This window comes from Caballeronia sp. LZ008 (assembly GCF_031451435.1).
Lineage (GTDB): Bacteria > Pseudomonadota > Gammaproteobacteria > Burkholderiales > Burkholderiaceae > Caballeronia > Caballeronia zhejiangensis.
Window position 1 is genome coordinate 2,387,983 of sequence record NZ_JARUXK010000001.1, and the last position, 21,415, is coordinate 2,409,397.

Below are 21,415 nucleotides of genomic sequence, written 5' to 3' on the forward strand. Positions count from 1 at the left end.
ATTCAGAGAGATAGCATGAGTTACCGGGAACTGATCGCCGAGCTGGATCGCGAGCACGCGGAAGCGCTGTCGGATGCGCTGCTTGAAGTCGGCGCGCTGTCGGTGTCCGTCGAAGACGCCGACGCCGACACGCCCGACGAACAGCCGCTCTTCGGCGAGCCGGGTCTCGTGCCTGAAAAGCGTGCGTGGAACCGTTCGCGCGTCGTCGCGCTGCTCGCCGAGGACGCAGATCCCGACGTGCTGCTCGCCGCGGCCGCGAACGAGATCGGCCTCGCGGCAACCCCGCAGTTCACGGTGCGCGAGGTCGAGGAGCAGGACTGGGTGCGTCTCACGCAGGCGCAGTTCGATCCGATCGCCATCGGCGAGCGCATCTGGGTCGTGCCTTCGTGGCACGACGCGCCCGATCCGAACGCGCTCGTGCTCGAACTCGATCCGGGCCTCGCGTTCGGCACCGGCAGCCATCCGACCACGCGGCTTTGCATGGAATGGCTCGAGCAGTCGGTGAAGCCGGGACAATCGCTGCTCGATTACGGCTGCGGCTCCGGCATCCTCGCGATTCTCGCGAAGAAGTGCGGCGCCGATCCGGTCGTCGGCATCGACATCGATCCGCAAGCGGTCGAGTCGGCGCGTCAGAACAGCGAGCGCAATCGCGCGGACGTGATCTACGGCCTGCCCGATGCGTGCCCCGCCGGCGAGTTCGATATCGTCGTCGCGAACATCCTCTCGAATCCGCTCAAGCTGATGGCGTCGATGCTCGCCGCGAAGGTAAAGCCGGGCGGCAGAATCGCGCTGTCGGGCGTGCTCGCGCGCCAGGCCGACGAGGTCGCGGCGGTCTATGCGAAGTGGATCGACATCGGCGTTTGGCGCGAGCACGAAGGCTGGGTATGCCTCGCGGGAACGCGGCGCGAAAGCCTTTAGAATAGCGCCATCCTCCACGATCAGGCCGTCAGGCCAACGGCACTTCTTATATGGCGCTGGCAACCCGCTGCCCCCACTGCGAAACCGTATTCAAGCTGGACCCGCATCTGCTCGCGCCGCATGACGGCCGCGTGCGCTGCGGACACTGTCAGGAAGTTTTCGATGCCGCGCATCATCGCTTCGAGCTTCCGGACGAGCCGGCCGCGGCAGGCGTCGCTCAGCATGCCGCGATCATCGACGATGATGCCGCCGTCGGTCCGGCAACAAGCTCGGGCGCAGGCCACGCTGCCGCCGCCGATGCACCCGCGCATGTGAACGCGCCGCCCGATGCGCCGCTCAAGCCGCGCCCGTTCGCGCCGCGCAACCTCGATCTCGGCGCGCCGAGTTCCATCAAGCATCCCGATGCCGACAGCGAAGGCACCGTCTATGCGAACGCTCCTGCAGCGTCGAGCGCGTCGAGCCAGACACGCGCCGCGTCGCCGCGCAGCGAACCCGATCAAGCCGATGCCGCGAACGAGCCGTCCGCGTTGCCTTCGGAACCCGCTCGCCTGAAGCAGTACATTCGCGTCGGCGTGCCGCATCCCGATGCCGCGAACTCCGAGCAAGCCGACGATACGCCGCTCGGCGAACCGCCCGTCGCGCCGCTCGCCAATGCTGTCGACGATCGCGCCGAGCCGTTCATCGGTCCGGTTCATCAGCCGGACGCGCCGCCCGCGCGCGCCGCCGCGGAACCGGCCGTACCCGCATGGCGCGACGACGCGGAGCCCGGTTTCGGCGCCAGGAAGCCGCCCGCTCCTGCTCGGCGCGTCAGCGCGAACGAGGCGTTTCCCGTGATTCGCGAGTCGCGGGAAACGCGCGCGCCGGTGCGTGGCCGCGGCGGAGCCGGGAAGGCGGGACGTGTCGTGGGCGTCATCGTCGCCGTGCTGCTGGCGTTGCTGTTGCTCGTGCAGCTCGCATGGTGGCAACGCGAAACGTTGATGGTCTACGTGCCCGGCTCGCACGCGCTCTATTCGAACGTCTGCGATCAGATCGGCTGCACGATCTCGCCGCCGCGCGACATCGACGGATTGCAGATCGAGAGTTCCGGGCTGCGCCAGGTGGACGGCCCGCACAAGCTCGAACTGAAATTGTCGCTGCGCAACCGGATGGACGTCGCGCTGGCGTATCCGGCGCTCGAACTCACGCTGCTCGACGACAAGAACAACGTCGCGATCCGGCGCGTGCTCTGGCCGCAGGATTACGCGCGACCGGGTACGATATTCGCCGTCGGCCTCGCGCCGCAAAGCGCGCAACCGGTGATCGTCCGGCTGGATACGGGCGACGCGGTTGCCGCCAATTACCGGGTTCAGGTCTTTTACCCGTGATGTCGGGCAGGCGCGCGAACGCCGCCTGCCCCGGTTCCACACGACGCGCGTCATGCTCCTCGCGGCGCCTGCACGCGCGATTTTCCCGTCAGCATCTGACAATTCTCTGGAGCGCAACATGAGTCAAGTTACCCTCGGCGGCAACCCTATCGACGTCAGCGGCACGTTCCCGGGCCCGGGCCAGCAGGCGTCCGAATTCACGCTCGTCGGCGCCGATCTCGGCGACGTCAAGCTCGCGAACTTCGCGGGCAAGCGCAAGGTGCTGAACATCGTGCCGAGTCTCGACACGCCGACCTGCGCCACCTCGACGCGCAAATTCAATGAAGCGGCCGCCGGCCTGAACAACACGGTCGTGGTCGTGGTTTCGGGCGATCTGCCGTTCGCCGCGAAGCGCTTCTGCACGACCGAAGGTATCGCCAATGTCGTGACGGCATCGACGTTCCGCGGCCACGAATTCGCGCAGGCTTACGGCGTCGACGTGACGAGCGGCCCGCTCAAGGGTCTGACGGCGCGCGCCGTGGTCGTGCTCGACGAGAACAACAAGGTGCTTCATTCGGAGCTCGTGCCCGAGATCAAGAATGAGCCGAACTACGATGCAGCGCTCGCCGCGCTGAAGTAAATCGTCTCGCCGGACCGCTTCCGACCGGAGCGGTCCGCGCATACGAGGCACGGTGAAGCGCTCGCCGCGCGCCGTATGCGGATTTCTCTCCTCGGCCCCTATCTATAAAGGACGTTCGCCTTGGCTACGCTCATTTGCGGCTCGCTCGCCTACGACAACATCATGACTTTCCAGGGGCGCTTCGGCGACCACATCCTGCCGGATCAGGTGCACATGCTGAACATCAGCTTCCTGGTGCCGACGATGCGGCGCAACTTCGGCGGCTGCGCGGGCAACATCGCGTATGCGCTGAAGCTGCTCGGCGGCGATCCGAAGATCATGGCGACGCTCGGCGCGGCGGATGCGCAGCTCTACATCGACCGGCTCGACGCGCTCGGTTTGTCGAAGGAATACGTGCGCGTGCTGGCCGATCAGCACTCGGCGCAATGCTTCATCACGACCGATCTCGCGAACAACCAGATCACCGCGTTCCACCCCGGCGCGATGATGGAATCGCATCTGAACCGCGCCGACGAAGCGCAGGGCATCTCGCTCGGCATCGTCGCACCGGACGGCGCTCAAGGCATGCGCGAGCACGCCGAAGGGCTGGCGCGCGCGGGCGTGCCGTTCGTGTTCGACCCGGGCCAGGGATTGCCGATTCTGGACGGCGTGGAACTTTGTCGCATGATTGAACTCGCCACCTACGTGGCGGTCAACGATTACGAAGCCAAGCTGCTGAGCAACAAGACCGGCTGGTCGATCGAAGACATCAAGAGCCGGGTCGATGCCCTCGTCGTCACGCGTGGCGAACACGGCGCGCAGATCTATCATGAAGATGGCGTGGCCGAGATTCCGGTCGTCGCGGCGCGTCAGGTGGTCGACCCGACCGGTTGCGGCGACGCATTCCGCGGCGGGCTCCTGTACGGCATCGAAAACAAGCTTGGCTGGGAGAAAACGGGTCGTCTCGCGAGTCTGATGGGTTCGCTGAAAATCGAACATCAGGGGCCGCAAACCTACGCGCCGACGCGCGCCGAAATCGAAGAGCGTTTCAAGCAGGCCTTCGGAAGCAGCCTGTTCTGAATGATTGGAGTGAAGGAATGAAAACGGTAAGTCGTATCGCGCTGGCCATGGCGCTCGTCGGCTCGGTGGCGCTGACGGGCTGCGCCTACAACAGCAGTTCGTCGGACGTCTACACGGCGTCGCAGGCGCAGCGTGAGGAAACGGTGCGCATGGCGACCGTCGAAAGCGTGCGCGGCGTGAAGATCAGCTCGAACAACGGCCAGCCTACGGGCCTCGGCACGATCGGCGGCGGCGCGCTCGGCGGCGTCGCGGCGGCGAGTGCGATCGGCGGCGGCAACGGTTCGATCATCGCGGGCATCATCGGCGGGCTGGCTGGCGCCGTCGCGGGCAACGCGGTCGAGAATAGCGTCGCGATGAAGAACGGTCTCGAGATCACCGTGCGCCTCGATAACGGCGACCTGCGCGCGATCACGCAGACCGCGAACGGCGAAGTGTTTCAGGCGGGCGAGCGAGTGCGTCTGTTGTCGAGCGGCGGCGTCACGCGCGTCACTCACTGACGAGGGCATTCAGCGGACAAATAGCGCCGCGTCATCCTAAGAATGCGCATGTATCGAAAGATGCATGCGCTTTTTCTTTTTCGACGCCCCGAGCAAGCGATGAAATTCGTTGGCCGAAGCGAAAAACCCGCCGCCAGGTTTCCCCGACGACGGGTTCAGGCCGGGTAGGCATACCCGGACTAAGGGCACAGCGCACTGTGCCTGGGTGCTGCGTACTGCGAGAGCTTACGGACGGCTGCCCGTCGGGAACGGCCATGCCGCTGCCGGGTTCAACGCCGTCTTGACCGCAGCAGCCGGAGCGGCCGGAGCAGGCGCCGAGACGGTCGTTGCCGTCGTGGCAGGAGCGGCAGCCGTAGTCTTCTTCGCAGCAGCGGCCTTCTTGGCCGGAGCCTTTTTCGCGGGGGCCTTCTTCGCAGCGGGTGCGGGCGCAGCAGCAGGCGCAGGCGCAGCGGCTGCGGTCTTCGCAGCAGCCTTTTTCGCGGGAGCCTTTTTCGCAGCGGCCTTCTTCGCTGCGGCCTTCTTCGCCGGCGCCTTCTTCGCCGCGGTCTTCTTCGCAGCGGCCTTCTTCGCAGGCGCCTTCTTGGCTGCGGACTTCTTCGTCGCTACTTTCTTGGTCGCGACTTTCTTCGCTGCGGCCTTCTTCGCGGGAGCCTTCTTCGCCGCGACCTTCTTTGCAGCAACCTTCTTCGCCGCTACTTTCTTGGTCGCGACTTTCTTCGCTGCGGCCTTCTTCGCGGGTGCCTTCTTCGCCGCGACCTTCTTCGCTGCGACCTTCTTCGCCGCTACTTTCTTCGCTGCAACCTTCTTCACAGCGACCTTCTTGGCCGCAACCTTCTTCGCCGGAGCGGCCTTCTTGGCGGTGACTTTCTTCGCTGCAGCCTTCTTTGCGGCGGGTTTTTTCTTGGCAACTGCCATGGTTTTTCTCCTTCAGGTTTTCAGATGAGAGTCAGTTCAAACAACACCCTTCGTCAAAACCCGCTTCCCACGTGTCGCCTTCTCTATAACGCACGCTACGAAGCGGATTATTCATCGGCGTACGCTGATCCCACCTGCTTACGCTAATGAATACGGCAAGGCGCGCCGTGCCCCGAGGCACCGCGCGCCAAATTGAGTCAGCACCGCTTCTTCGCGGCGCCGGCCATCGCTTGATCGAGCCAGCGAGCATGCCGCTGGCATTTTCCGGGGGGAAGTTTGCCCATCCCTTTTCAGGGAGCGCAAAACGCCTGTCTTCTATTCGGGCCACACGGCCCGCCAAGTCAGTAGGCGCACTTTGCATCAGGCGACCGTTCTCCTAAACCTTGTCGGCCGGGCGCGCGTGAGCGACACGCTGCTGCCCGTCCGTCCCATCGATTTCGTCTGCAACACGTCCTGGATTTTTATTATTCCCAGGTGAGCGCGCCGCCGGTTTGATACTCAATCACGCGTGTCTCGAAGAAGTTGCGTTCCTTCTTCAAGTCGATCATTTCGCTCATCCACGGGAACGGGTTTTCCTCGTTCGGGAAGAGCGGGTCCAGTCCGATCTGCTGGCAACGCCGGTTGCAGATGAACCGCAAGTAGCTCTTGAACATCGACGCGTTCAGGCCGAGAACCCCGCGCGGCATGGTGTCTTCAGCGTAGCGATATTCAAGATCGACAGCCTGCTTGAAGAGCTCGCGGATCTCTGCCTTGAAGTCGGCGGTCCACAGTTGCGGCTCTTCCAGCTTGATCTGGTTGATGAGGTCGATGCCGAAATTGCAGTGCATCGATTCATCGCGGAGGATGTATTGATACTGTTCCGCCGCGCCCGTCATCTTGTTCTGGCGACCCAGCGCCAGAATCTGCGTGAAGCCGACATAGAAGAACAGGCCTTCCATGATGCAGGCGAACACGATCAACGACTTCAGCAATTTCTGGTCCGCTTCGAGCGTGCCGGTCGTGAAGGCCGGGTCGGTCAGCGTGTTGATGAACGGAATCAGAAACTCGTCCTTGTCACGGATCGACTTGACCTCGTGATACGCGTTGAAGATCTCGCTTTCATCGAGACCCAGCGATTCGACGATGTACTGGTACGCGTGCGTGTGGATCGCCTCTTCGAACGCCTGGCGCAGCAGGAACTGGCGGCACTCCGGAGCGGTGATGTGACGGTACGTGCCGAGCACGATGTTGTTCGCGGCGAGCGAGTCCGCCGTGACGAAGAAGCCGAGGTTGCGCTTGACGATGCGGCGCTCGTCGTCCGAGAGACCGTTCGGGTCTTTCCACAGGGCGATGTCGCGCGACATGTTCACTTCCTGCGGCATCCAGTGGTTCGCGCAACCGGCGAGGTACTTCTCCCACGCCCACTTGTACTTGAACGGGACGAGCTGATTGACGTCGGTCTTGCCGTTGATGATGCGCTTGTCGGCGACATTGACGCGCGCTTCGCTTTGCGCGGCGATCGCGCTGGCGGAAGGCGTTGCGGCTGCGGGCGGAACGAAGCCATCGGAAAAGATGTTGTTCGCCTGAGCAATCTGATGGGCAGCTTGATGAGTTGCAGCTTGCGCTGCCTGCGTACCGAAAGTCGTGCCTTGAGCGTTACGCAACGGGTTCTGTTGCGGAGCGCTCGAGGGAGCTACGGCAGTGGTCTCGTCATCCCAGTTGAGCATAAATTCTCACCATCAATTTAGATCGGTTTGTACCATCTTTTCATGAGCGATAAAAGAGTTTGCTCATGAAAATTCTCGTTTTCATGCGATTTAGATTCGACGTTGCTACCTGCATACAACACTTGGCTCGAAGCCGTGTGTGCGAAGCTCGATGCGACATCTCTTGAATCGAGTGTGAAGCGGTCCTGATCGAGTGACTTCCGTGACATCGCAGCGTGCTTTCGCGTGACTTCATCGCTGCTCTGCAAGCCTTGTCGCGCAAGGCTCTGCGGACGACGCTGCTTATGCGATGCAAAGCACGCGCGCTCCATTGCGAAGATCCGCTCGATGCTGTGTTGCCAAGCGCGAACGCATCGAAGCGTGACGCGTTGCGATCATCGATCGAAGTCTCTCGTCGACCCGCGATGCGATGCAAAACATGCGTCGCGAATCGATGAACGCGCGACCTTCATGCGCTCCTCTTCGATGAGCTTCGATGTGTGTGACCGCACGCACTTCGCATCGCTCGATACACGCTGACGCAAGCACTTCGATGGAGCGTCGATGCCTGCTGCGCGCGTCGAATTCGTTGCCGAAGTTTAGCATTTGACGTCTCGTATTTCCACAATATCTTGTGCTTGCAAATCTCGCCAACACAATCTATAGCGTGTTTACGCGACGATCCGTCTCACACGAAACCGCGCTGCGCAAGGCTCATCGGCCGCGCAAAGGATCGAGCAGCGAGCGCAGATTGTTGTGATCGATCTCGTGCATCAACGCGAGCAGGCTGCCGAGTTTGCCTTGTGGAAAACCCTCACGCGCGAACCACGCGAGATAGTGACCGGGCAGATCGGCGATGAGCCTGTCCTTGTATTTGCCATAGGGCATCGTCTGCGTGACGAGACGCTGCAGGTCTTGCGGGTCCATCGCTTCTTCACTCCTCGTTCAATGTTCATCGCACCACGCAGCGCGCTTCGATCCTTCAGCGATTGCTGCATATCGGTGCCATAATCGCCGCTCTTGCCGCCGAGAGTCGATCGCGAATCAACATGCCGCTGGCCGTCAAAGCTTTCATTGCCCCTCTCATCGTCGCGTGCGCGATGTTCATGGAAAGCGTCGACGCCAACGTCATCGTTACCGCGATTCCTGAAATGGCGCGCGCGTTTGGACGCGATCCCGTGACGCTGAAGGTTGCGGTCACGAGCTACGTGCTCGGACTCGGCGTCTTCATACCGATCTGCGGATGGGTCGCCGACCGCTTCGGCGCACGCGCCGTGTTCCGCACGGCCATCGGCGTGTTCGTCGTCGGCTCGCTGTTGTGCGCGGCTTCCACATCGCTTGGCCCCTTCACCGTCGCGCGCTTCATCCAGGGCGTCGGCGGCGCGATGATGGTGCCTGTCGGCCGCATCATCATCTTTCGCTCGGTGCGCCGCTCCGAGTTCATACGCGCGATGAATTACCTCTCGGTGCCCGCAATGCTCGGACCAGCGGTCGGGCCGTTGCTCGGCGGCTTCATCACGACGTATCTGCACTGGCGCCTGATCTTTTTCATCAACATCCCGATCGGCATCGCGGGCATCTGGCTGACCAACCGCTACATCGCCAACTCGCACGAGGAACATCCGGGCCGTCTCGACTGGTTCGGTTTCTTTCTCTCCGCGAGCGCGGGCGTGCTGCTGTTGCTCGGACTCTCGCTCGTCGGCGGCGAACTGATTCCGCAGCGCGTCGCCTTTGCGATGTGCGTCGCCGGCGCGCTGATGGTCGTGCTGTACTGCGTCCACGCGCGACGTGTGGAGAAGCCGCTGCTCGATCTGCGCTTTTTCCGCGTGTCGACGTTTCAGGCGAGCGTGCTCGGCGGTTCGATGTTTCGCATCGGGCTTGGCGCCGTGCCGTTTCTTCTGCCGCTCGCGCTGCAGGAGGGTCTCGGCATGAGCGCGTTCAAGTCCGGCGCGATCACGTGCGCGTCGGCGTTCGGCGGCATGTTCATGCGCTCGTTCGCATCGCGCGTGCTGCATCGCTTCGGCTTCCGTCAGACGCTGTTCTACAACGCGGCGCTGTCGGGTATCGCGATCGCGGCGTGCGGCGCGTTCTTTCCCGGCACGCCGGCCTGGGTGATCTGGGCCGTCGTGCTGCTCGGCGGCTTCTTCCCTGCGTTGCAGTTCACGAGCCTCAACTCGCTTGCTTACGCTGAGATCGAAACACGCGATGTGGGCCGCGCGACGAGCCTTGCTAGCTTCGTGCAGCAGGTTTCGCTCGGGCTCGGCGTGACGATCGCGGGGATCACGCTCGAGCTCTCGCAATATCTGAACGGTCATGCGAGTGTGCAATGGTCGGATTTCTGGCCGGCGTTTGTCGTCGTCGGGCTGTTCTCTTTTCTTTCGATGCCGATTACGGCGCGGCTTTCGCATGATGCTGGGACGGAGATTTCTCGCGGTACGCGGGGGTGAGTTCGCTGTTTTGCGTTTTGTTTCGCCGGATCCCGTGATCGTGTCGGCTCGGTGTTTCGCCGGATCCCGTGATCGTGTCGGCTCGGTGTTTCGCCGGATCCCGTGATCGTGTCGGCTCGGGGTTTCGCCGGATCCCGTGATCGTGTCGGCTCAGTGTTTCGCCGGATCCCGTGATCGTGTCGGTCTATTAGCACTGCCCCTGTGCGGGGCGGCACTCACTTTCTTTGCTGCTGCAAAGAAAGTAAGCAAAGAAAGCAGCTACTGATACGTCCGCGGTCACACGCAATTTGGGTAGTCCTCTCGTCGTTCGTGGGCTGCCTAAAGAGTGCCCTCATAGGCCCCATCGGGCTTGGCTCGCGCACGGTCCGTCTCATCGCACCACACACCAAACGGGTTCAGCACCAAATAGCCCCAGCCCGCTCCGCGGCCGTCCGGTCAATCGGGGATGCACGCGCTTCTCTACTAACGTCTCCGTCCCGCTGCACTTGCCGCCCGTTGGTTTCCCTTGCGTACCCGGCGGCAGCGCGTAGCGCTGTGCCGAAGCCATCTCGTGCTGAACCAATGTCCTCAACGTCTTCGGGCGGCGGACCGTGCGCGATCCAAGTCCGATTAGGTGTTTGAGGGCACTCTTTAGGCGAGTGCCGCCTGGGACGAGAGGACTACCCAAATTGCGTGTGACCGCGGGCCGTGACGAGCTGCTTTCTTTGCTTACTTTCTTTGCAGCAGCAAAGAAAGTGAGTGCCGCCCCGCACAGGGGCAACGCTAATAGACCGACACGAAAGCGGGATCCAGCGAAACCGAAACCAAAACGCAAAGCAAAAAGCAAAAAGCAAAAAGCAAAAACGGACCGGCACCGACCGCTTCCATAAGCAGGAAGCACCCAGCACCGGTCCGCAGAGACCGACTCTCAGCTCAAAACCTTACTGACAAGCCTCACACTCATCGAAGCCCGGATCGCCGGGGCGCATCATACAGACGGGACCATCGGCTTCCTGAGCCGCCTCCACCGCCGGCGCGCTCGCGGCAGCAGCATTGAAGCCACCATTCCCGGCAGCCGACGCCGCACCGCCACCAAACCCGCCAGCCGCACCCGCCCCACCGTCACCGGAAGAAGAAGGCACCGCATTCAACGCACCGTGCGCCACGGTCGACTTCTCGACGTGCGTCGCCGCCATCGTGCGGAGGTAGTACGTCGTCTTGAGACCGCGAATCCAAGCGAGCTTGTAGACCTCGTCGAGCTTCTTGCCCGACGCGCCCGCCATGTAGATGTTCAGCGACTGCGCCTGATCAATCCACTTCTGACGGCGCGACGCCGCTTCCACGAGCCACTTCGGGTCGACTTCGAACGCGGTCGCGTAGATCGCGCGCAGATCGGCCGGAATGCGGTCGATGCGCGAAAGCGTGCCGTCGAAATACTTCAGATCGGACACCATCACTTCGTCCCACAGGCCGCGCGCCTTCAGATCACGCACGAGGTAGTCGTTGACCACCGTGAATTCGCCCGACAGATTCGACTTCACATACAGGTTCTGGAACGTCGGCTCGATACACGCCGACACGCCGATGATGTTCGAAATCGTCGCCGTCGGCGCGATCGCCACGCAGTTCGAGTTGCGCATGCCGTACGTCGAGATGCGCGAGCGCAGTTGCGCCCAGTCCATCGTCTCCGAGGTATCCACTTCGACATAACCGCCGCGCGCCTCGGCCAGGAGCTTCAGCGAATCCTGCGGAAGAATGCCGCGATCCCACAGCGAGCCGCGATACGTCGCGTAACGACCGCGCTCTTCCGCGAGTTCCGTCGACGCGTAGTACGCGTAGTAGCAGACGGCTTCCATCGAACGATCCGCGAATTCGACCGCCTCGCCCGACGCATAAGGCGTGCGCAGCAGATGCAGGCAGTCCTGGAAGCCCATGATGCCCATGCCGACCGGACGATGCTTCAGGTTCGAGTTGCGCGCCTTCGGCACCGCGTAGTAGTTGATGTCGATGACGTTGTCGAGCATGCGCATCGCGACGCTGATCGTGCGCTTGAGCTTCGCGTGATCCAGCGCGTAGCTGCCATCGGCCTGCTTCACCATGTGCGCGACGAGGTTCACCGAGCCCAGATTGCAGACGGCGATTTCCGTCTCGCTCGTGATCAGCGTGATTTCGGTGCACAGGTTCGACGAGTGCACGACGCCGACGTGCTGCTGCGGCGAACGCACATTGCACGGATCCTTGAACGTGATCCACGGATGGCCCGTCTCGAACAGCATGCCAAGCATCTTGCGCCACAGTTGCGCCGCCGGCAGCTTCTTGAACAGCTTGATTTCGCCGCGCGCGGCTTTTTCTTCGTAAGCGACGTACGCCTTTTCGAAGTCGGCGCCGAACAGATCGTGCAGGTCCGGGCAGGTCGACGGCGAGAACAGCGTCCAGTCGCCGCCTTCGACGACGCGCTTCATGAACAGATCGGGAATCCAGTTCGCCGTGTTCATGTCGTGCGTGCGGCGACGGTCATCGCCGGTGTTCTTGCGCAGCTCGAGGAATTCCTCGATGTCGAGGTGCCACGATTCCAGGTACGCGCACACCGCGCCCTTGCGCTTGCCGCCCTGGTTCACCGCGACGGCCGTGTCGTTCACGACCTTCAGGAACGGCACGACGCCCTGCGACTTGCCGTTCGTGCCCTTGATGTGCGAGCCGAGCGCACGCACGCGCGTCCAGTCGTTGCCGAGGCCGCCCGCGAACTTCGAGAGCAGCGCGTTTTCCTTCAGCGCTTCGTAGATGCCGTCGAGATCGTCGGCGACCGTCGTCAGATAGCACGACGACAATTGCGAGCGATGCGTGCCCGAATTGAAGAGCGTCGGCGTCGACGACATGAAGTCGAACGACGACAGCACGTTGTAGAACTCGATCGCGCGCGCTTCACGGTCGATCTCGTTCAGCGACAGGCCCATCGCCACGCGCATGAAGAATGCCTGCGGCAACTCGATGCGCGTGCCGTCGACGTGCAGGAAGTAGCGGTCGTACAGCGTCTGCAGGCCGAGATAGCCGAACTGCAGATCGCGATTCTGATCGAGCGCGGCGCCGAGGCGCTTGAGGTCGAACTGTTGCAGCTTGTCATCCAGCAGGCCGGCTTCGACGCCGCGCTTGATGAACTGCGGGAAGTATTCGGCGTAACGCTCGCCCATTTCGGCTTGCGTCACTTCCTCTTCGAGAATTTCGCGGCGGATCGTGTGCAGCAGGATGCGCGCCGTGACCTGGCTGTACGCCGGATCCTTCTCGATCATCGTGCGCGCGGCGAGAATGGCCGAATCGTAGACCTGCGACATCGGCACGCCGTCGTACAGGTTCTTCACCGTCTCCGCGACGATCGGCTCGGCGGACACCGCATCGCCCAGATTCGCGCACGCGGAGACGATCAGCGCCTTCAGCGCTTCGAGATCGAGCGGACGCGTGACGCCGTTGTCCGTCACGTTGATCGCGCCTTCGTGCGACTGCGCGTTTTGCGCGGCCGAGCGCTCTTGCGAACGCTGCTGCGTGCGCTTCTCGCGATACAGCACGTACGCGCGCGCGACGTTGTGCTCGCCGCCGCGCATCAGCGCGAGCTCGACCTGATCCTGAATGTCTTCGATGTGGAAAGTCCCGCCGTGCGGACGGCTGCGCACGAGCGCGCGCACGACGGCTTGCGTCAGTTGCTCGACTTGCTCGCGCACACGCGCCGAAGCTGCGCCCTGACCGCCGTTCACCGCGATGAATGCCTTCGTCACGGCGATCGCGATTTTCGTCGGCTCGAACGACACCACGCTTCCGTTGCGACGGATGACCTTGTAGTCGGCAAACGTCGTGTTCGGCGCGAGCGCCTGAGCGCCCACGCCCTGCGCACCGCTCATCGGCTGTGCGGATGCGCCTTCGAATGAAGTCGTGGCGTTTTCGGTGGTTTGCATGTGCAAAACTCCTGGTGTTCGATTGGTGCGGATGGTCCGCGGATTTATCACTTATGCCGCGCGCGTGACGAACTCGTCGTGAAAGTCGCGCGGTGTTTTGGCGATCAAGCCGGGCTGTGAATGCAGCAGGCTGAAAACACGAATCGCGGCGCTTACGGCCCGCATTGTCATTGGCGTCTCATGCGGTGCCCGCGTTGGCGCGCGGTGTCGGTCGACGCAATTCGCGCTTGCTTGCATGCCTTCTTCACGGTGCTGCTCGCTGGCGCCCGACGCGCCCGACGCCTCTCTCCTCGCAAAGAGAAACCGTCTCGCGCATCGCCCCGGGCCAGCCAAACTTCTTCTACGCCGGAAAGCCGACGGCGCCGGCTCACTGGAGCGGGCGCCGCGTCAACAACACAAGATCTAGTGCAAAGTACGTCTGTCGGCACCAAGTATAGTGGACAACATCGCAGTCTCAAAAAGTTTTATTTGCCCTGAGTCTGCGGTAGCGGGGTTGACTTTTGCTATCGCAAAGCGCGACAAGGCCTCGCGCGCGACGCTGCTGCGCCGCAACGAGAAAGACCTTACGCAGCGCTCAGATGTTGGATTGAAACGGAAAGAACGACGGCGGCAGCGCGCTGCCGTGACGCAGACGCGACCACTCGAAATGCGGGCCCGGATCGGTCTTGCGGCCGGGCGCGATGTCCGAGTGACCCGCGACTGCATCGATCGGATAGCGCTTCACCACGACTCGCACGAGCGCGGCGAGCGCGTCGTACTGCGCGTCTTCGAAGGGCACGCGATCGCTGCCTTCGAGCTCGATGCCGATCGAAAAGTCGTTACAGCGCTCGCGCCCGCAGAACGACGAAACGCCCGCGTGCCACGCGCGTTCGTCGCAGGAGACGAACTGCTCGATCGCGCCGCCGCGACGGATCACGAAGTGCGCCGACACGCGCATGCCGCGCAGATGATCGAAGTACGGATGCGCGTCGTGATCGAGCTTGTTGAGGAAGAAATCGGCGATGGCGTTCGTCGTGAAATCGTCGGGCGGCAGGCTGATGTTGTGCACGACGATGAGCGTCGGCACCGCGTCGCCCGGACGCGCCTCGAAGTTCGGCGACGGCAGGCGCGTCGCGTGCGTGAACCAGCCTTGCGCGTCGATATGCGGATCGCGCTGTCTGACGACGTTGGCGTTCATCGTGCGTCGCGTCCGGTCGGACGGGCCGCGTAATGGCGCGCGTGATCGCTGCAGCAGAAGCGCTCGCCCGCGACGATGATCGATTCGCTGCGCGGCGTGTGCACGCCACACTGCGCGCAACGGATGAGCGGATCGGCGAGTTGCGGCGCGCTCGCGGCCGCGCCGTTGCCATGACCGTTGCCGCTGCGGGCGCGGCGTGCGTCATGCGCTCCGCCCGCGGTCGCGCCGCCGGCTGGCGCGTCGCCCTGCTGCGCGCGCTCGTTCGCGCGGCGCAGCTTCTTCAGAAGCCACTGGCACAGAAAAAAGAGGACGATCAGAAAGAAGAAATTTCGCATCGATTCAATGCCGATAGATTCAGACGCTCAGACGACCGCGCGATGCAGCAACACTTCGAACACGAAGCGGCTGCCGACGTACGCGAGCAGCAGCGCGGCGAACGACGCCAGCACCCAGCGCAACGCGGCGCGTCCGCGCCATCCCGAGAGGCGGCGCGCGGTGAGCAATGCGCCGAACATCAGCCAGGAGACGAACGCGAACACGGTCTTGTGATCGAAGCGCAGCGCGCGATCGACCAGTTGCTCGTTGAACGCGATGCCCGACACGAGCGTGAGCGTGAGCAGCACGAAGCCCGCCGCGATCAGGCGGAACAGCAGCTTTTCAAGAGTCAGAAGCGGCGGCAGCGTGTCGAGCCAGCTCGCGAGCCAGCCATTGCCGGTATGACGCGTCGCGAGGCCGCGCATGCGCTGCAGGCGGCGTTCGAGCATCAGCATGAGCACGGCGTGCAGCGCGGCGATCGCGAAGAGTCCGTACGCGATGTTCGCGATCAGGAAATGCAGCTTGAACATCGGCGCGGCGGAATACGACAGCACGCGCACGCCGCCGAAGACGAGCGGCAACAGCGACGCGATGCACGCGAGCGGCAATACGAGCAGGCGCAGGCCGTCGAGCGGAAAGAAGAAGCTCTCGATCCAGTAGATGCCCGCGCCGAGCCAGAACATCGCGGAGAGCGCGAACGCGAAGCCGAAGATCATCGCGTTCTGGGGAAAGATGGTCGTGTGCAGCAGGAGGCCGTGCACGAGCAACGCTACTAATAATAGAGCGCGGCCCAATCCGCCCATGTCCGGCGATTTTTTGGCCGCCGCCGGCGATGCGATGCCCGGAGGCACGCCGGCCAGCGCCGGCTCCACGGCCGTGTGGCGATGCGCGCGCCAGCCCGCTACGGCGAGTCCGCCATAGAGAAGCGCAGTGAGGGCATACAGTACAATATCCATGTTCGAAGTTTACACTAGGCCCTTGAATCACGACGTTTTCTCCCTTGCGGCAACGCGGGGCGATTACGTCGTTTTGCGCTGAAAAAGGGCCGCATTCACTACCGTTTCCCATGCTCGATAACCTGACTCAACGGATGGCCCGCGTCGTCAAGACGCTGCGCGGCGAAGCCCGGCTCACCGAGGCCAACACGCAAGAGATGTTGCGGGAAGTGCGTCTCGCGCTGCTCGAGGCCGACGTCGCGCTGCCGGTCGTGCGCGAGTTCATCGCGAAGGTGAAGGAAAAGGCGCTCGGCGAGGAAGTGCTGTCGAGCCTGTCGCCGGGTCAGGCGCTCGTCGGCGTCGTCCAGAAGGAACTGACGGCCGTGATCGGCGGCGATTACGAAGGCAAGGCAGCCGAGCTGAATCTGGCGGTCGCGCCGCCCGCCGTGATCCTGATGGCCGGTCTGCAGGGTGCGGGCAAAACCACCACGACCGGCAAGCTCGCCAAGCTGCTGCGCGAAAAGAGCAAGAAGAAGGTCCTCACCGTTTCCGTCGACGTGTATCGCCCCGCCGCTATCCGTCAGTTGCAGACGGTGACGGAACAGGTCGGCGCCGACTTCTTCCCGTCGGAAGCGAATCAGAAGCCCGCGGATATCGCGCGCGCGGCGATCGACTGGGCGAAGCGGCACTATCACGACGTGGTGATCGTCGATACGGCCGGCCGTCTCGGTATCGACGAAGCGATGATGAAGGAAATCAGCGAGCTGCACGCGCTGCTCAAGCCCGCTGAAACGCTCTTCGTCGTCGACGCCATGTTGGGGCAGGACGCGGTCAACACCGCGAAGGCGTTCAACGACGCGCTGCCGCTCACCGGCGTCGTGCTCACCAAGCTCGACGGCGATTCGCGCGGCGGCGCGGCGCTTTCGGTGCGCAACGTCACCGGCAAGCCGATCAAGTTCGTCGGCGTCGCGGAAAAGCTCGACGGCCTCGAAGTCTTCCATCCGGATCGCATGGCGAACCGGATTCTCGGCATGGGCGACATTCTCGCGCTCGTCGAGGAAGCGCAACGCGGCGTCGACAGCCAGGCCGCGCAGAAGCTCGCCGACAAGGTCAAGAAAGGCGGCGACTTCGATCTGAACGACTTCAAGGCGCAGCTCTCGCAAATGAAGAAGATGGGCGGCCTTTCGTCACTCATGGACAAGCTGCCCGCGCAGTTTCAGCAGGCCGCGCAAGGCGCGGACATGAACAACGCGGAAAAGCAGATGCGCCGCATGGAAGGCATCATCAATTCGATGACGCTGCAGGAACGCGCGAAGCCGGAGCTCATCAAGGCGGCGCGCAAACGCCGTATCGCCGCGGGCGCGGGCGTGCACGTTCAGGAGGTGAACCGCATGCTCAACCAGTACGAGCAGATGCGCGGCATGATGAAGAAGCTGAAAGGCGGCAACCTGCAAAAGATGATGCGCGGCATGAAGGGCATGCTGCCCGGCATGCGCTGACCCGCACGTTTATTGAACCCGCGTTCTCTTCGGGCGTCCGACTCGAAAGAAACGCGGGTTTATCATATGGCGCACGCCGCCGTTTTTTTCCACACTTAGAAGTCAGCCTTTCCCGCTTCCCCTTATGAATCGCGAAGAAGCCCTCCATATTTTCAGCCACTCCGAAGAGATCGTGACGGCTGACGAAGTCAACGCATCGATCGGCAAGATGGCCACGGCCATCAAGGCTGCGACGAAAGACGACTTCCCGCTCGTGCTCTCGGTCATGGGGGGCGCGGCCGTGTTCACCGGCATGCTGCTGCCGCATCTCGACTTCCCGCTCGAGTTCGATTACATCCACCTGACGCGCTATCGCAACGCCATCAAGGGCGGCAGCGAGATGCAGTGGCGCGTCGCGCCGGCGGAATCGGTGAAGGATCGCGTGGTGCTCGTGCTCGACGATATTCTCGACGAAGGCGAAACGATGGCCGCGATCCGCGATCGCATCATGGCGATGGGCGCGAAGACGTTTCTGTCCGCGGTGCTGTGCGAGAAGATCATCCCGAAGGCGAAGCCGCTGCGTCCGGATTTTTGCGGATTCGAAGTGCCGGATCGTTACGTGTTCGGCTGCGGGATGGACGCGAAGGGTTACTGGCGTAATCTGCCGACGATCCGGGCGTTGACGGAAGGGGCGTGATCCCCGCCCGTATCCAAAAGAAAAGCGGCCCGCGGGCCGCTTTTTTCATAGCTGATGCACGAAAGTGCGTATGCCCGTGAGCATCATCTCGACGGAAATCGCGACAAGGACAAGCCCCATCAAACGCTCGAAAGCCGTCACCACGCGCTCGCCGAGCCATTGCTGAATCTTCTCGGCGAGAATCAGCACGATCGCGCAGACGATCATCGTCACCGTGAGCGCGCCGATCCATTCGAACATTTTGCCGGGCGCCTGCGACGTCAGCAGCATCACCGTCGCGAGCGCCGATGGCCCCGCCAGCGCCGGAATCGCGAGCGGCACGATCAGCGGCTCGCCGCCGCGCGAATCGCCGCCCATCGCGCCGTCCGGATGCGGAAAGATCATGCGCAGCGCGATCAGAAACAGCACGATGCCGCCCGCGATGCGCAACGAGACATCGGTGAGGTTCATCGCGCGCAGGAAGCGATCGCCCGCCAGCATGAACACCAGCAGAATGACGAACGCGATCGCCACTTCGCGCAGCACGACCACGCGGCGCCGCTCTTTGGCGACGCCGCGCAGCGCGTTGATGAAGATCGGGATATTGCCGAGCGGATCGGTGATCAGCAGCAGCAGGATCGTCGCCGACAGGAAGTTGTACTGCATTACTTCGCGAGCGCGGCCCGCACTTTCCCGACGACGACATCGGCGGCTTCATCGACCGGCAGCAGCGTGGCTTCCGCGTCGCGGCGGCCCTGATATTCCAGCTTGCCTTCCTTCAGCCCGCGATCGCCGATCACGATGCGATGCGGCACGCCGATCAATTCCCAGTCCGCGAACATCACACCCGGACGCTCGCCGCGATCGTCGAGAATCACGTCGATGCCGGCCTGCTGCAGCGTCGCGTACAACTTGTCCGCCTGCTCGCGCACGGCGTCGCTGCGGTCGTAGCCCATCGGGCAGATCACGACTTCGAACGGCGCAATGGCTTCCGGCCAGATAATGCCCTTGTCGTCGAAATTCTGTTCGATTGCCGCGCCCAGCACGCGCGTCACGCCGATGCCGTAGCAGCCCATCTGCATCGGCGCGGGCTTGCCGTTTTCGTCGAGGAAGGTCGCGCCCATCGAATCGGAATACTTCGTGCCGAGCTGGAACACGTGACCCACTTCGATGCCGCGGCAGATTTCGAGCGTGCCCTTGCCGTCCGGCGACGGATCGCCCGCGACGACATTGCGAATGTCCGCGACTTCCGGCTCGGGCAGATCGCGGCCCCAGTTCACGCCGGTCGTGTGGTAATCGACCTCGTTCGTGCCGACGACGAAGTCGCTCATGTTCGCGACCGTGCGGTCCGCGATCACGCGCACCGGCTTCTTCGTGTTGAGCGGACCGAGGTAGCCCGGCGGCGTGCCGAACCATTCGACGATCTCGGCTTCCGTCGCGAAGCGATAACCCTTCAGGCCCGGCAGCTTGCCCGTCTTGATGTCGTTGAGCGAGTGATCGCCGCGCAGCATCAGCAACCAGATGGTCGGTTCGGCGCCTTCGTTGTCGGTCGCGAGAACGATCGACTTGATCGTGCGTTCCAGCGGAATGTTCAGAAGCTGCGCGACCGCCTCGCACTTCGCGGCGCCGGGCGTGGGCGTCTTCTTCAGTTCTTCGGTCGGCGCGGCGCGTTGCGCGATGAGCGGCAGCGCATCGGCGGCTTCGACGTTCGCCGCGAAGTCCGAGCTCGGGCAATACGCGATGTCGTCCTCGCCCGTATCGGCGATCACGTGGAATTCATGCGAACCGCTGCCGCCGATCGAACCGTTGTCCGCCGCGACCGCGCGGAACTCCAGCCCGATGCGCGTGAAGATGCGCACGTAGGCTTCGTACATCTTGCGATACGACTCTGCGAGGCCGTCGAGGTCTTTATCGAAGGAATAGGCGTCCTTCATGATGAATTCGCGACCGCGCATCACGCCGAAGCGCGGACGGATTTCGTCGCGGAACTTCGTTTGAATCTGATAGAAGTTCACCGGCAACTGGCGATAGCTCTTGATCTCGCGGCGCGCGATGTCCGTCACGACTTCCTCGTGCGTCGGGCCCATGACGAAATCGCGCTCGTGGCGATCCTTGAAACGCAGCAGTTCCGGGCCGTATTGCTCCCAGCGGCCCGACTCCTGCCACAGTTCGGCGGGCTGCACGGCGGGCATCAGCAATTCGAGCGCGCCCGCGCGGTTCATCTCTTCACGCACGATGGCCTCGACCTTGCGCACCGAGCGCAGACCGATCGGCATGTAATCGTAGATGCCGCCCGCGACGCGGCGGATCATGCCTGCACGCATCATCAGCTTGTGGCTGACGATCTCGGCGTCGGCGGGAGCTTCCTTCAGGGTGCCAATGAAGAAACGGGATGCTTTCATTCAAATTTTCCAAATGCGGCGCGCTTCGGAGCGGACAGCGCCGAAGCAGGCGGATCAAGGTGAACGACGGAACGACCGGCGAGAAAAGAAGATTTTGCCGCCTGCCGGATGCTCTGGCAAAGACATTCACACGGATGCCCCGAATTGGGGTTCGTGCCAGTGCGTCGAGGCCAATAACTGTTTATAATCAAAGCAATTTTAAAGGATTTGAAGGTGGCTGTATGCTGGATCGTGAAGGCTTTCGCCCGAACGTCGGCATCATCCTCTTGAACGCGCGCAACGAAGTGTTTTGGGGCAAGCGGCTGCGTGAACATTCCTGGCAGTTTCCGCAAGGGGGCATCAAATACGGTGAGACCCCTGTGCAAGCGATGTATCGGGAGTTACACGAAGAAACCGGCCTGCTACCGGAGCATGTAAAAGTTGTGGGTCGCACGCGCGACTGGCTGCGTTATGAGGTGCCGGACAAGTTCATCAAGCGCGAGGTGCGCGGACATTATCGCGGTCAGAAACAGATCTGGTTTCTGCTGCGCATGGTGGGCCGCGATTGCGACATCTGCCTGCGCGCGACGGACCATCCGGAATTCGATGCCTGGCGCTGGAACGAGTATTGGGTACCGCTGGATGCGGTCATCGAGTTCAAGCGCGACGTTTATCAAATGGCTCTATCCGAGCTGTCCCGCTTTCTGCGGCGTACCAACTCCCGCGGTGAGCGCGGCGAGCGAGCCGCGCATCACGGACCGCGCTATCCACGCGTCGTCCAGACGATGACGATCGAAGCTCCTGCCGTTACTGCCTCCGGCGCGGCAGTTCAGGCAGAATGCACGGTCAGCGAAGAAGTGCATGTGATCGTGCAGCGCTCATCGTGAATCCGGGCACTGCAACGCTTCGAGCACTTTGACACTCAACTCGATTGCGATCGATGGCACGGCGAACTTCTCGCCGTGCCATCTCGCTTTGTTCCGCCGGGCGGGCGCATGAAGCCCGCGCGCATGTTTCCGGGAAGAC

General features: G+C 62.9%; 19 protein-coding genes. 9 read left to right on the plus strand and 10 right to left on the minus strand.

Going from position 1 to position 21,415, the window contains the following annotated elements:
• Positions 1 to 15: 15 nt before the first annotated feature.
• The 5 genes from prmA to QCE49_RS11125 all read left to right on the plus strand — a co-directional run bounded on the left by prmA (position 16) and on the right by QCE49_RS11125 (position 4,457).
• Entirely contained in the window at positions 16 to 918 is a 903-nt protein-coding gene (gene prmA / locus QCE49_RS11105) for a 50S ribosomal protein L11 methyltransferase (protein ID WP_008342906.1), read from the plus strand.
• A 50-nt stretch (positions 919 to 968) separates the two neighbouring features.
• Positions 969 to 2,282 carry a zinc-ribbon and DUF3426 domain-containing protein gene (locus tag QCE49_RS11110; RefSeq protein ID WP_250458970.1) on the plus strand — a complete coding sequence of 438 codons (1,314 nt, stop codon included), beginning with the start codon at positions 969 to 971 and terminating at the stop codon, positions 2,280 to 2,282.
• A 118-nt stretch (positions 2,283 to 2,400) separates the two neighbouring features.
• Positions 2,401 to 2,901 (plus strand): thiol peroxidase, encoded by a 501-nt coding sequence (gene tpx, locus QCE49_RS11115; protein ID WP_008342910.1) that lies wholly within the window; start codon positions 2,401 to 2,403, stop codon positions 2,899 to 2,901.
• Between the two features lie 120 nt (positions 2,902 to 3,021).
• Positions 3,022 to 3,960, plus strand: coding sequence for a carbohydrate kinase family protein (locus tag QCE49_RS11120; protein ID WP_008342912.1), 939 nt, complete (start codon positions 3,022 to 3,024; stop codon positions 3,958 to 3,960).
• Positions 3,961 to 3,977: 17 nt separating this feature from the next.
• Positions 3,978 to 4,457, plus strand: coding sequence for a glycine zipper 2TM domain-containing protein (locus QCE49_RS11125; RefSeq protein ID WP_008342914.1), 480 nt, complete (start codon positions 3,978 to 3,980; stop codon positions 4,455 to 4,457).
• Between the two features lie 225 nt (positions 4,458 to 4,682).
• Here QCE49_RS11125 and QCE49_RS11130 read toward each other — a convergent pair whose 3' ends face one another.
• The 4 genes from QCE49_RS11130 to QCE49_RS11145 form a co-directional block, all read right to left on the minus strand.
• Positions 4,683 to 5,372 carry a histone H1-like DNA-binding protein gene (locus QCE49_RS11130; protein WP_250458968.1) on the minus strand — a complete coding sequence of 230 codons (690 nt, stop codon included), beginning with the start codon at positions 5,370 to 5,372 and terminating at the stop codon, positions 4,683 to 4,685.
• 31 nt (positions 5,373 to 5,403) lie between these two features.
• A complete protein-coding gene (locus tag QCE49_RS11135) occupies positions 5,404 to 5,733 on the minus strand; it encodes a hypothetical protein (protein ID WP_239295166.1) in 330 nt (109 codons plus the stop codon).
• Positions 5,734 to 5,836: 103 nt separating this feature from the next.
• Positions 5,837 to 7,078, minus strand: coding sequence for a ribonucleotide-diphosphate reductase subunit beta (locus QCE49_RS11140; RefSeq protein WP_008342919.1), 1,242 nt, complete (start codon positions 7,076 to 7,078; stop codon positions 5,837 to 5,839).
• A 693-nt stretch (positions 7,079 to 7,771) separates the two neighbouring features.
• Positions 7,772 to 7,984, minus strand: a complete 213-nt coding sequence (locus QCE49_RS11145; RefSeq protein ID WP_008342924.1) for a DUF3820 family protein — start codon at positions 7,982 to 7,984, stop codon at positions 7,772 to 7,774.
• A 122-nt stretch (positions 7,985 to 8,106) separates the two neighbouring features.
• Here QCE49_RS11145 and QCE49_RS11150 point away from each other — a divergent pair, with 122 nt between their 5' ends.
• Positions 8,107 to 9,504, plus strand: a complete 1,398-nt coding sequence (locus QCE49_RS11150) for an MFS transporter (protein WP_034471465.1) — start codon at positions 8,107 to 8,109, stop codon at positions 9,502 to 9,504.
• A gap of 920 nt (positions 9,505 to 10,424) precedes the next feature.
• On the opposite strand, the gene QCE49_RS11155 is transcribed toward QCE49_RS11150, so the two are convergent.
• The 4 genes from QCE49_RS11155 to QCE49_RS11170 all read right to left on the minus strand — a co-directional run bounded on the left by QCE49_RS11155 (position 10,425) and on the right by QCE49_RS11170 (position 15,875).
• Entirely contained in the window at positions 10,425 to 13,427 is a 3,003-nt protein-coding gene (locus tag QCE49_RS11155; protein WP_250458966.1) for a ribonucleoside-diphosphate reductase subunit alpha, read from the minus strand.
• A 574-nt stretch (positions 13,428 to 14,001) separates the two neighbouring features.
• Positions 14,002 to 14,604: a 1,6-anhydro-N-acetylmuramyl-L-alanine amidase AmpD gene (gene ampD / locus QCE49_RS11160; protein WP_250440204.1), complete on the minus strand. Its 603-nt coding sequence runs from the start codon at positions 14,602 to 14,604 to the stop codon at positions 14,002 to 14,004.
• Positions 14,601 to 14,939, minus strand: a complete 339-nt coding sequence (locus QCE49_RS11165) for a PP0621 family protein (protein WP_034471463.1) — start codon at positions 14,937 to 14,939, stop codon at positions 14,601 to 14,603. Before QCE49_RS11165 ends, ampD begins: the two co-directional genes overlap by 4 nt.
• 27 nt (positions 14,940 to 14,966) lie before the next feature.
• Positions 14,967 to 15,875, minus strand: a complete 909-nt coding sequence (locus QCE49_RS11170) for an inner membrane protein YpjD (protein WP_008342934.1) — start codon at positions 15,873 to 15,875, stop codon at positions 14,967 to 14,969.
• 110 nt (positions 15,876 to 15,985) lie between these two features.
• Here QCE49_RS11170 and ffh point away from each other — a divergent pair, with 110 nt between their 5' ends.
• Both ffh and QCE49_RS11180 read left to right on the plus strand, forming a co-directional pair.
• Positions 15,986 to 17,353, plus strand: coding sequence for a signal recognition particle protein (gene ffh, locus QCE49_RS11175; RefSeq protein ID WP_008342937.1), 1,368 nt, complete (start codon positions 15,986 to 15,988; stop codon positions 17,351 to 17,353).
• Between the two features lie 124 nt (positions 17,354 to 17,477).
• Complete coding sequence (locus QCE49_RS11180; protein WP_008342939.1) at positions 17,478 to 18,029, plus strand: hypoxanthine-guanine phosphoribosyltransferase; 552 nt, start codon at positions 17,478 to 17,480, stop codon at positions 18,027 to 18,029.
• 45 nt (positions 18,030 to 18,074) lie between these two features.
• On the opposite strand, the gene QCE49_RS11185 is transcribed toward QCE49_RS11180, so the two are convergent.
• Complete coding sequence (locus tag QCE49_RS11185; protein WP_008342940.1) at positions 18,075 to 18,674, minus strand: MarC family protein; 600 nt, start codon at positions 18,672 to 18,674, stop codon at positions 18,075 to 18,077.
• Positions 18,674 to 20,410 (minus strand): proline--tRNA ligase, encoded by a 1,737-nt coding sequence (locus QCE49_RS11190; RefSeq protein ID WP_008342941.1) that lies wholly within the window; start codon positions 20,408 to 20,410, stop codon positions 18,674 to 18,676. The genes QCE49_RS11185 and QCE49_RS11190 overlap by 1 nt, the downstream gene beginning before the upstream one ends.
• Before the next feature lie 221 nt (positions 20,411 to 20,631).
• Between QCE49_RS11190 and QCE49_RS11195 the strand changes: the two genes are divergently transcribed.
• Positions 20,632 to 21,276, plus strand: coding sequence for an RNA pyrophosphohydrolase (locus QCE49_RS11195; protein ID WP_008342943.1), 645 nt, complete (start codon positions 20,632 to 20,634; stop codon positions 21,274 to 21,276).
• Positions 21,277 to 21,415 lie beyond the last annotated feature (139 nt).

Bases quoted from the DNA above. Each gene is read 5' to 3' on its own strand.
- prmA (WP_008342906.1), top strand. From the start codon at position 16: ATGAGTTACCGGGAACTGATCGCCGAGCTGGATCGCGAGCACGCGGAA.
- QCE49_RS11110 (WP_250458970.1), top strand. From the start codon at position 969: ATGGCGCTGGCAACCCGCTGCCCCCACTGCGAAACCGTATTCAAGCTG.
- tpx (WP_008342910.1), top strand. From the start codon at position 2,401: ATGAGTCAAGTTACCCTCGGCGGCAACCCTATCGACGTCAGCGGCACG.
- QCE49_RS11125 (WP_008342914.1), top strand. From the start codon at position 3,978: ATGAAAACGGTAAGTCGTATCGCGCTGGCCATGGCGCTCGTCGGCTCG.
- QCE49_RS11130 (WP_250458968.1), bottom strand. From the start codon at position 5,372: ATGGCAGTTGCCAAGAAAAAACCCGCCGCAAAGAAGGCTGCAGCGAAG.
- QCE49_RS11135 (WP_239295166.1), bottom strand. From the start codon at position 5,733: ATGCAAAGTGCGCCTACTGACTTGGCGGGCCGTGTGGCCCGAATAGAA.
- QCE49_RS11140 (WP_008342919.1), bottom strand. From the start codon at position 7,078: ATGCTCAACTGGGATGACGAGACCACTGCCGTAGCTCCCTCGAGCGCT.
- QCE49_RS11145 (WP_008342924.1), bottom strand. From the start codon at position 7,984: ATGGACCCGCAAGACCTGCAGCGTCTCGTCACGCAGACGATGCCCTAT.
- QCE49_RS11150 (WP_034471465.1), top strand. From the start codon at position 8,107: ATGCCGCTGGCCGTCAAAGCTTTCATTGCCCCTCTCATCGTCGCGTGC.
- QCE49_RS11155 (WP_250458966.1), bottom strand. From the start codon at position 13,427: ATGCAAACCACCGAAAACGCCACGACTTCATTCGAAGGCGCATCCGCA.
- ampD (WP_250440204.1), bottom strand. From the start codon at position 14,604: ATGAACGCCAACGTCGTCAGACAGCGCGATCCGCATATCGACGCGCAA.
- QCE49_RS11165 (WP_034471463.1), bottom strand. From the start codon at position 14,939: ATGCGAAATTTCTTCTTTCTGATCGTCCTCTTTTTTCTGTGCCAGTGG.
- QCE49_RS11170 (WP_008342934.1), bottom strand. From the start codon at position 15,875: ATGGATATTGTACTGTATGCCCTCACTGCGCTTCTCTATGGCGGACTC.
- ffh (WP_008342937.1), top strand. From the start codon at position 15,986: ATGCTCGATAACCTGACTCAACGGATGGCCCGCGTCGTCAAGACGCTG.
- QCE49_RS11180 (WP_008342939.1), top strand. From the start codon at position 17,478: ATGAATCGCGAAGAAGCCCTCCATATTTTCAGCCACTCCGAAGAGATC.
- QCE49_RS11185 (WP_008342940.1), bottom strand. From the start codon at position 18,674: ATGCAGTACAACTTCCTGTCGGCGACGATCCTGCTGCTGCTGATCACC.
- QCE49_RS11190 (WP_008342941.1), bottom strand. From the start codon at position 20,410: ATGAAAGCATCCCGTTTCTTCATTGGCACCCTGAAGGAAGCTCCCGCC.
- QCE49_RS11195 (WP_008342943.1), top strand. From the start codon at position 20,632: ATGCTGGATCGTGAAGGCTTTCGCCCGAACGTCGGCATCATCCTCTTG.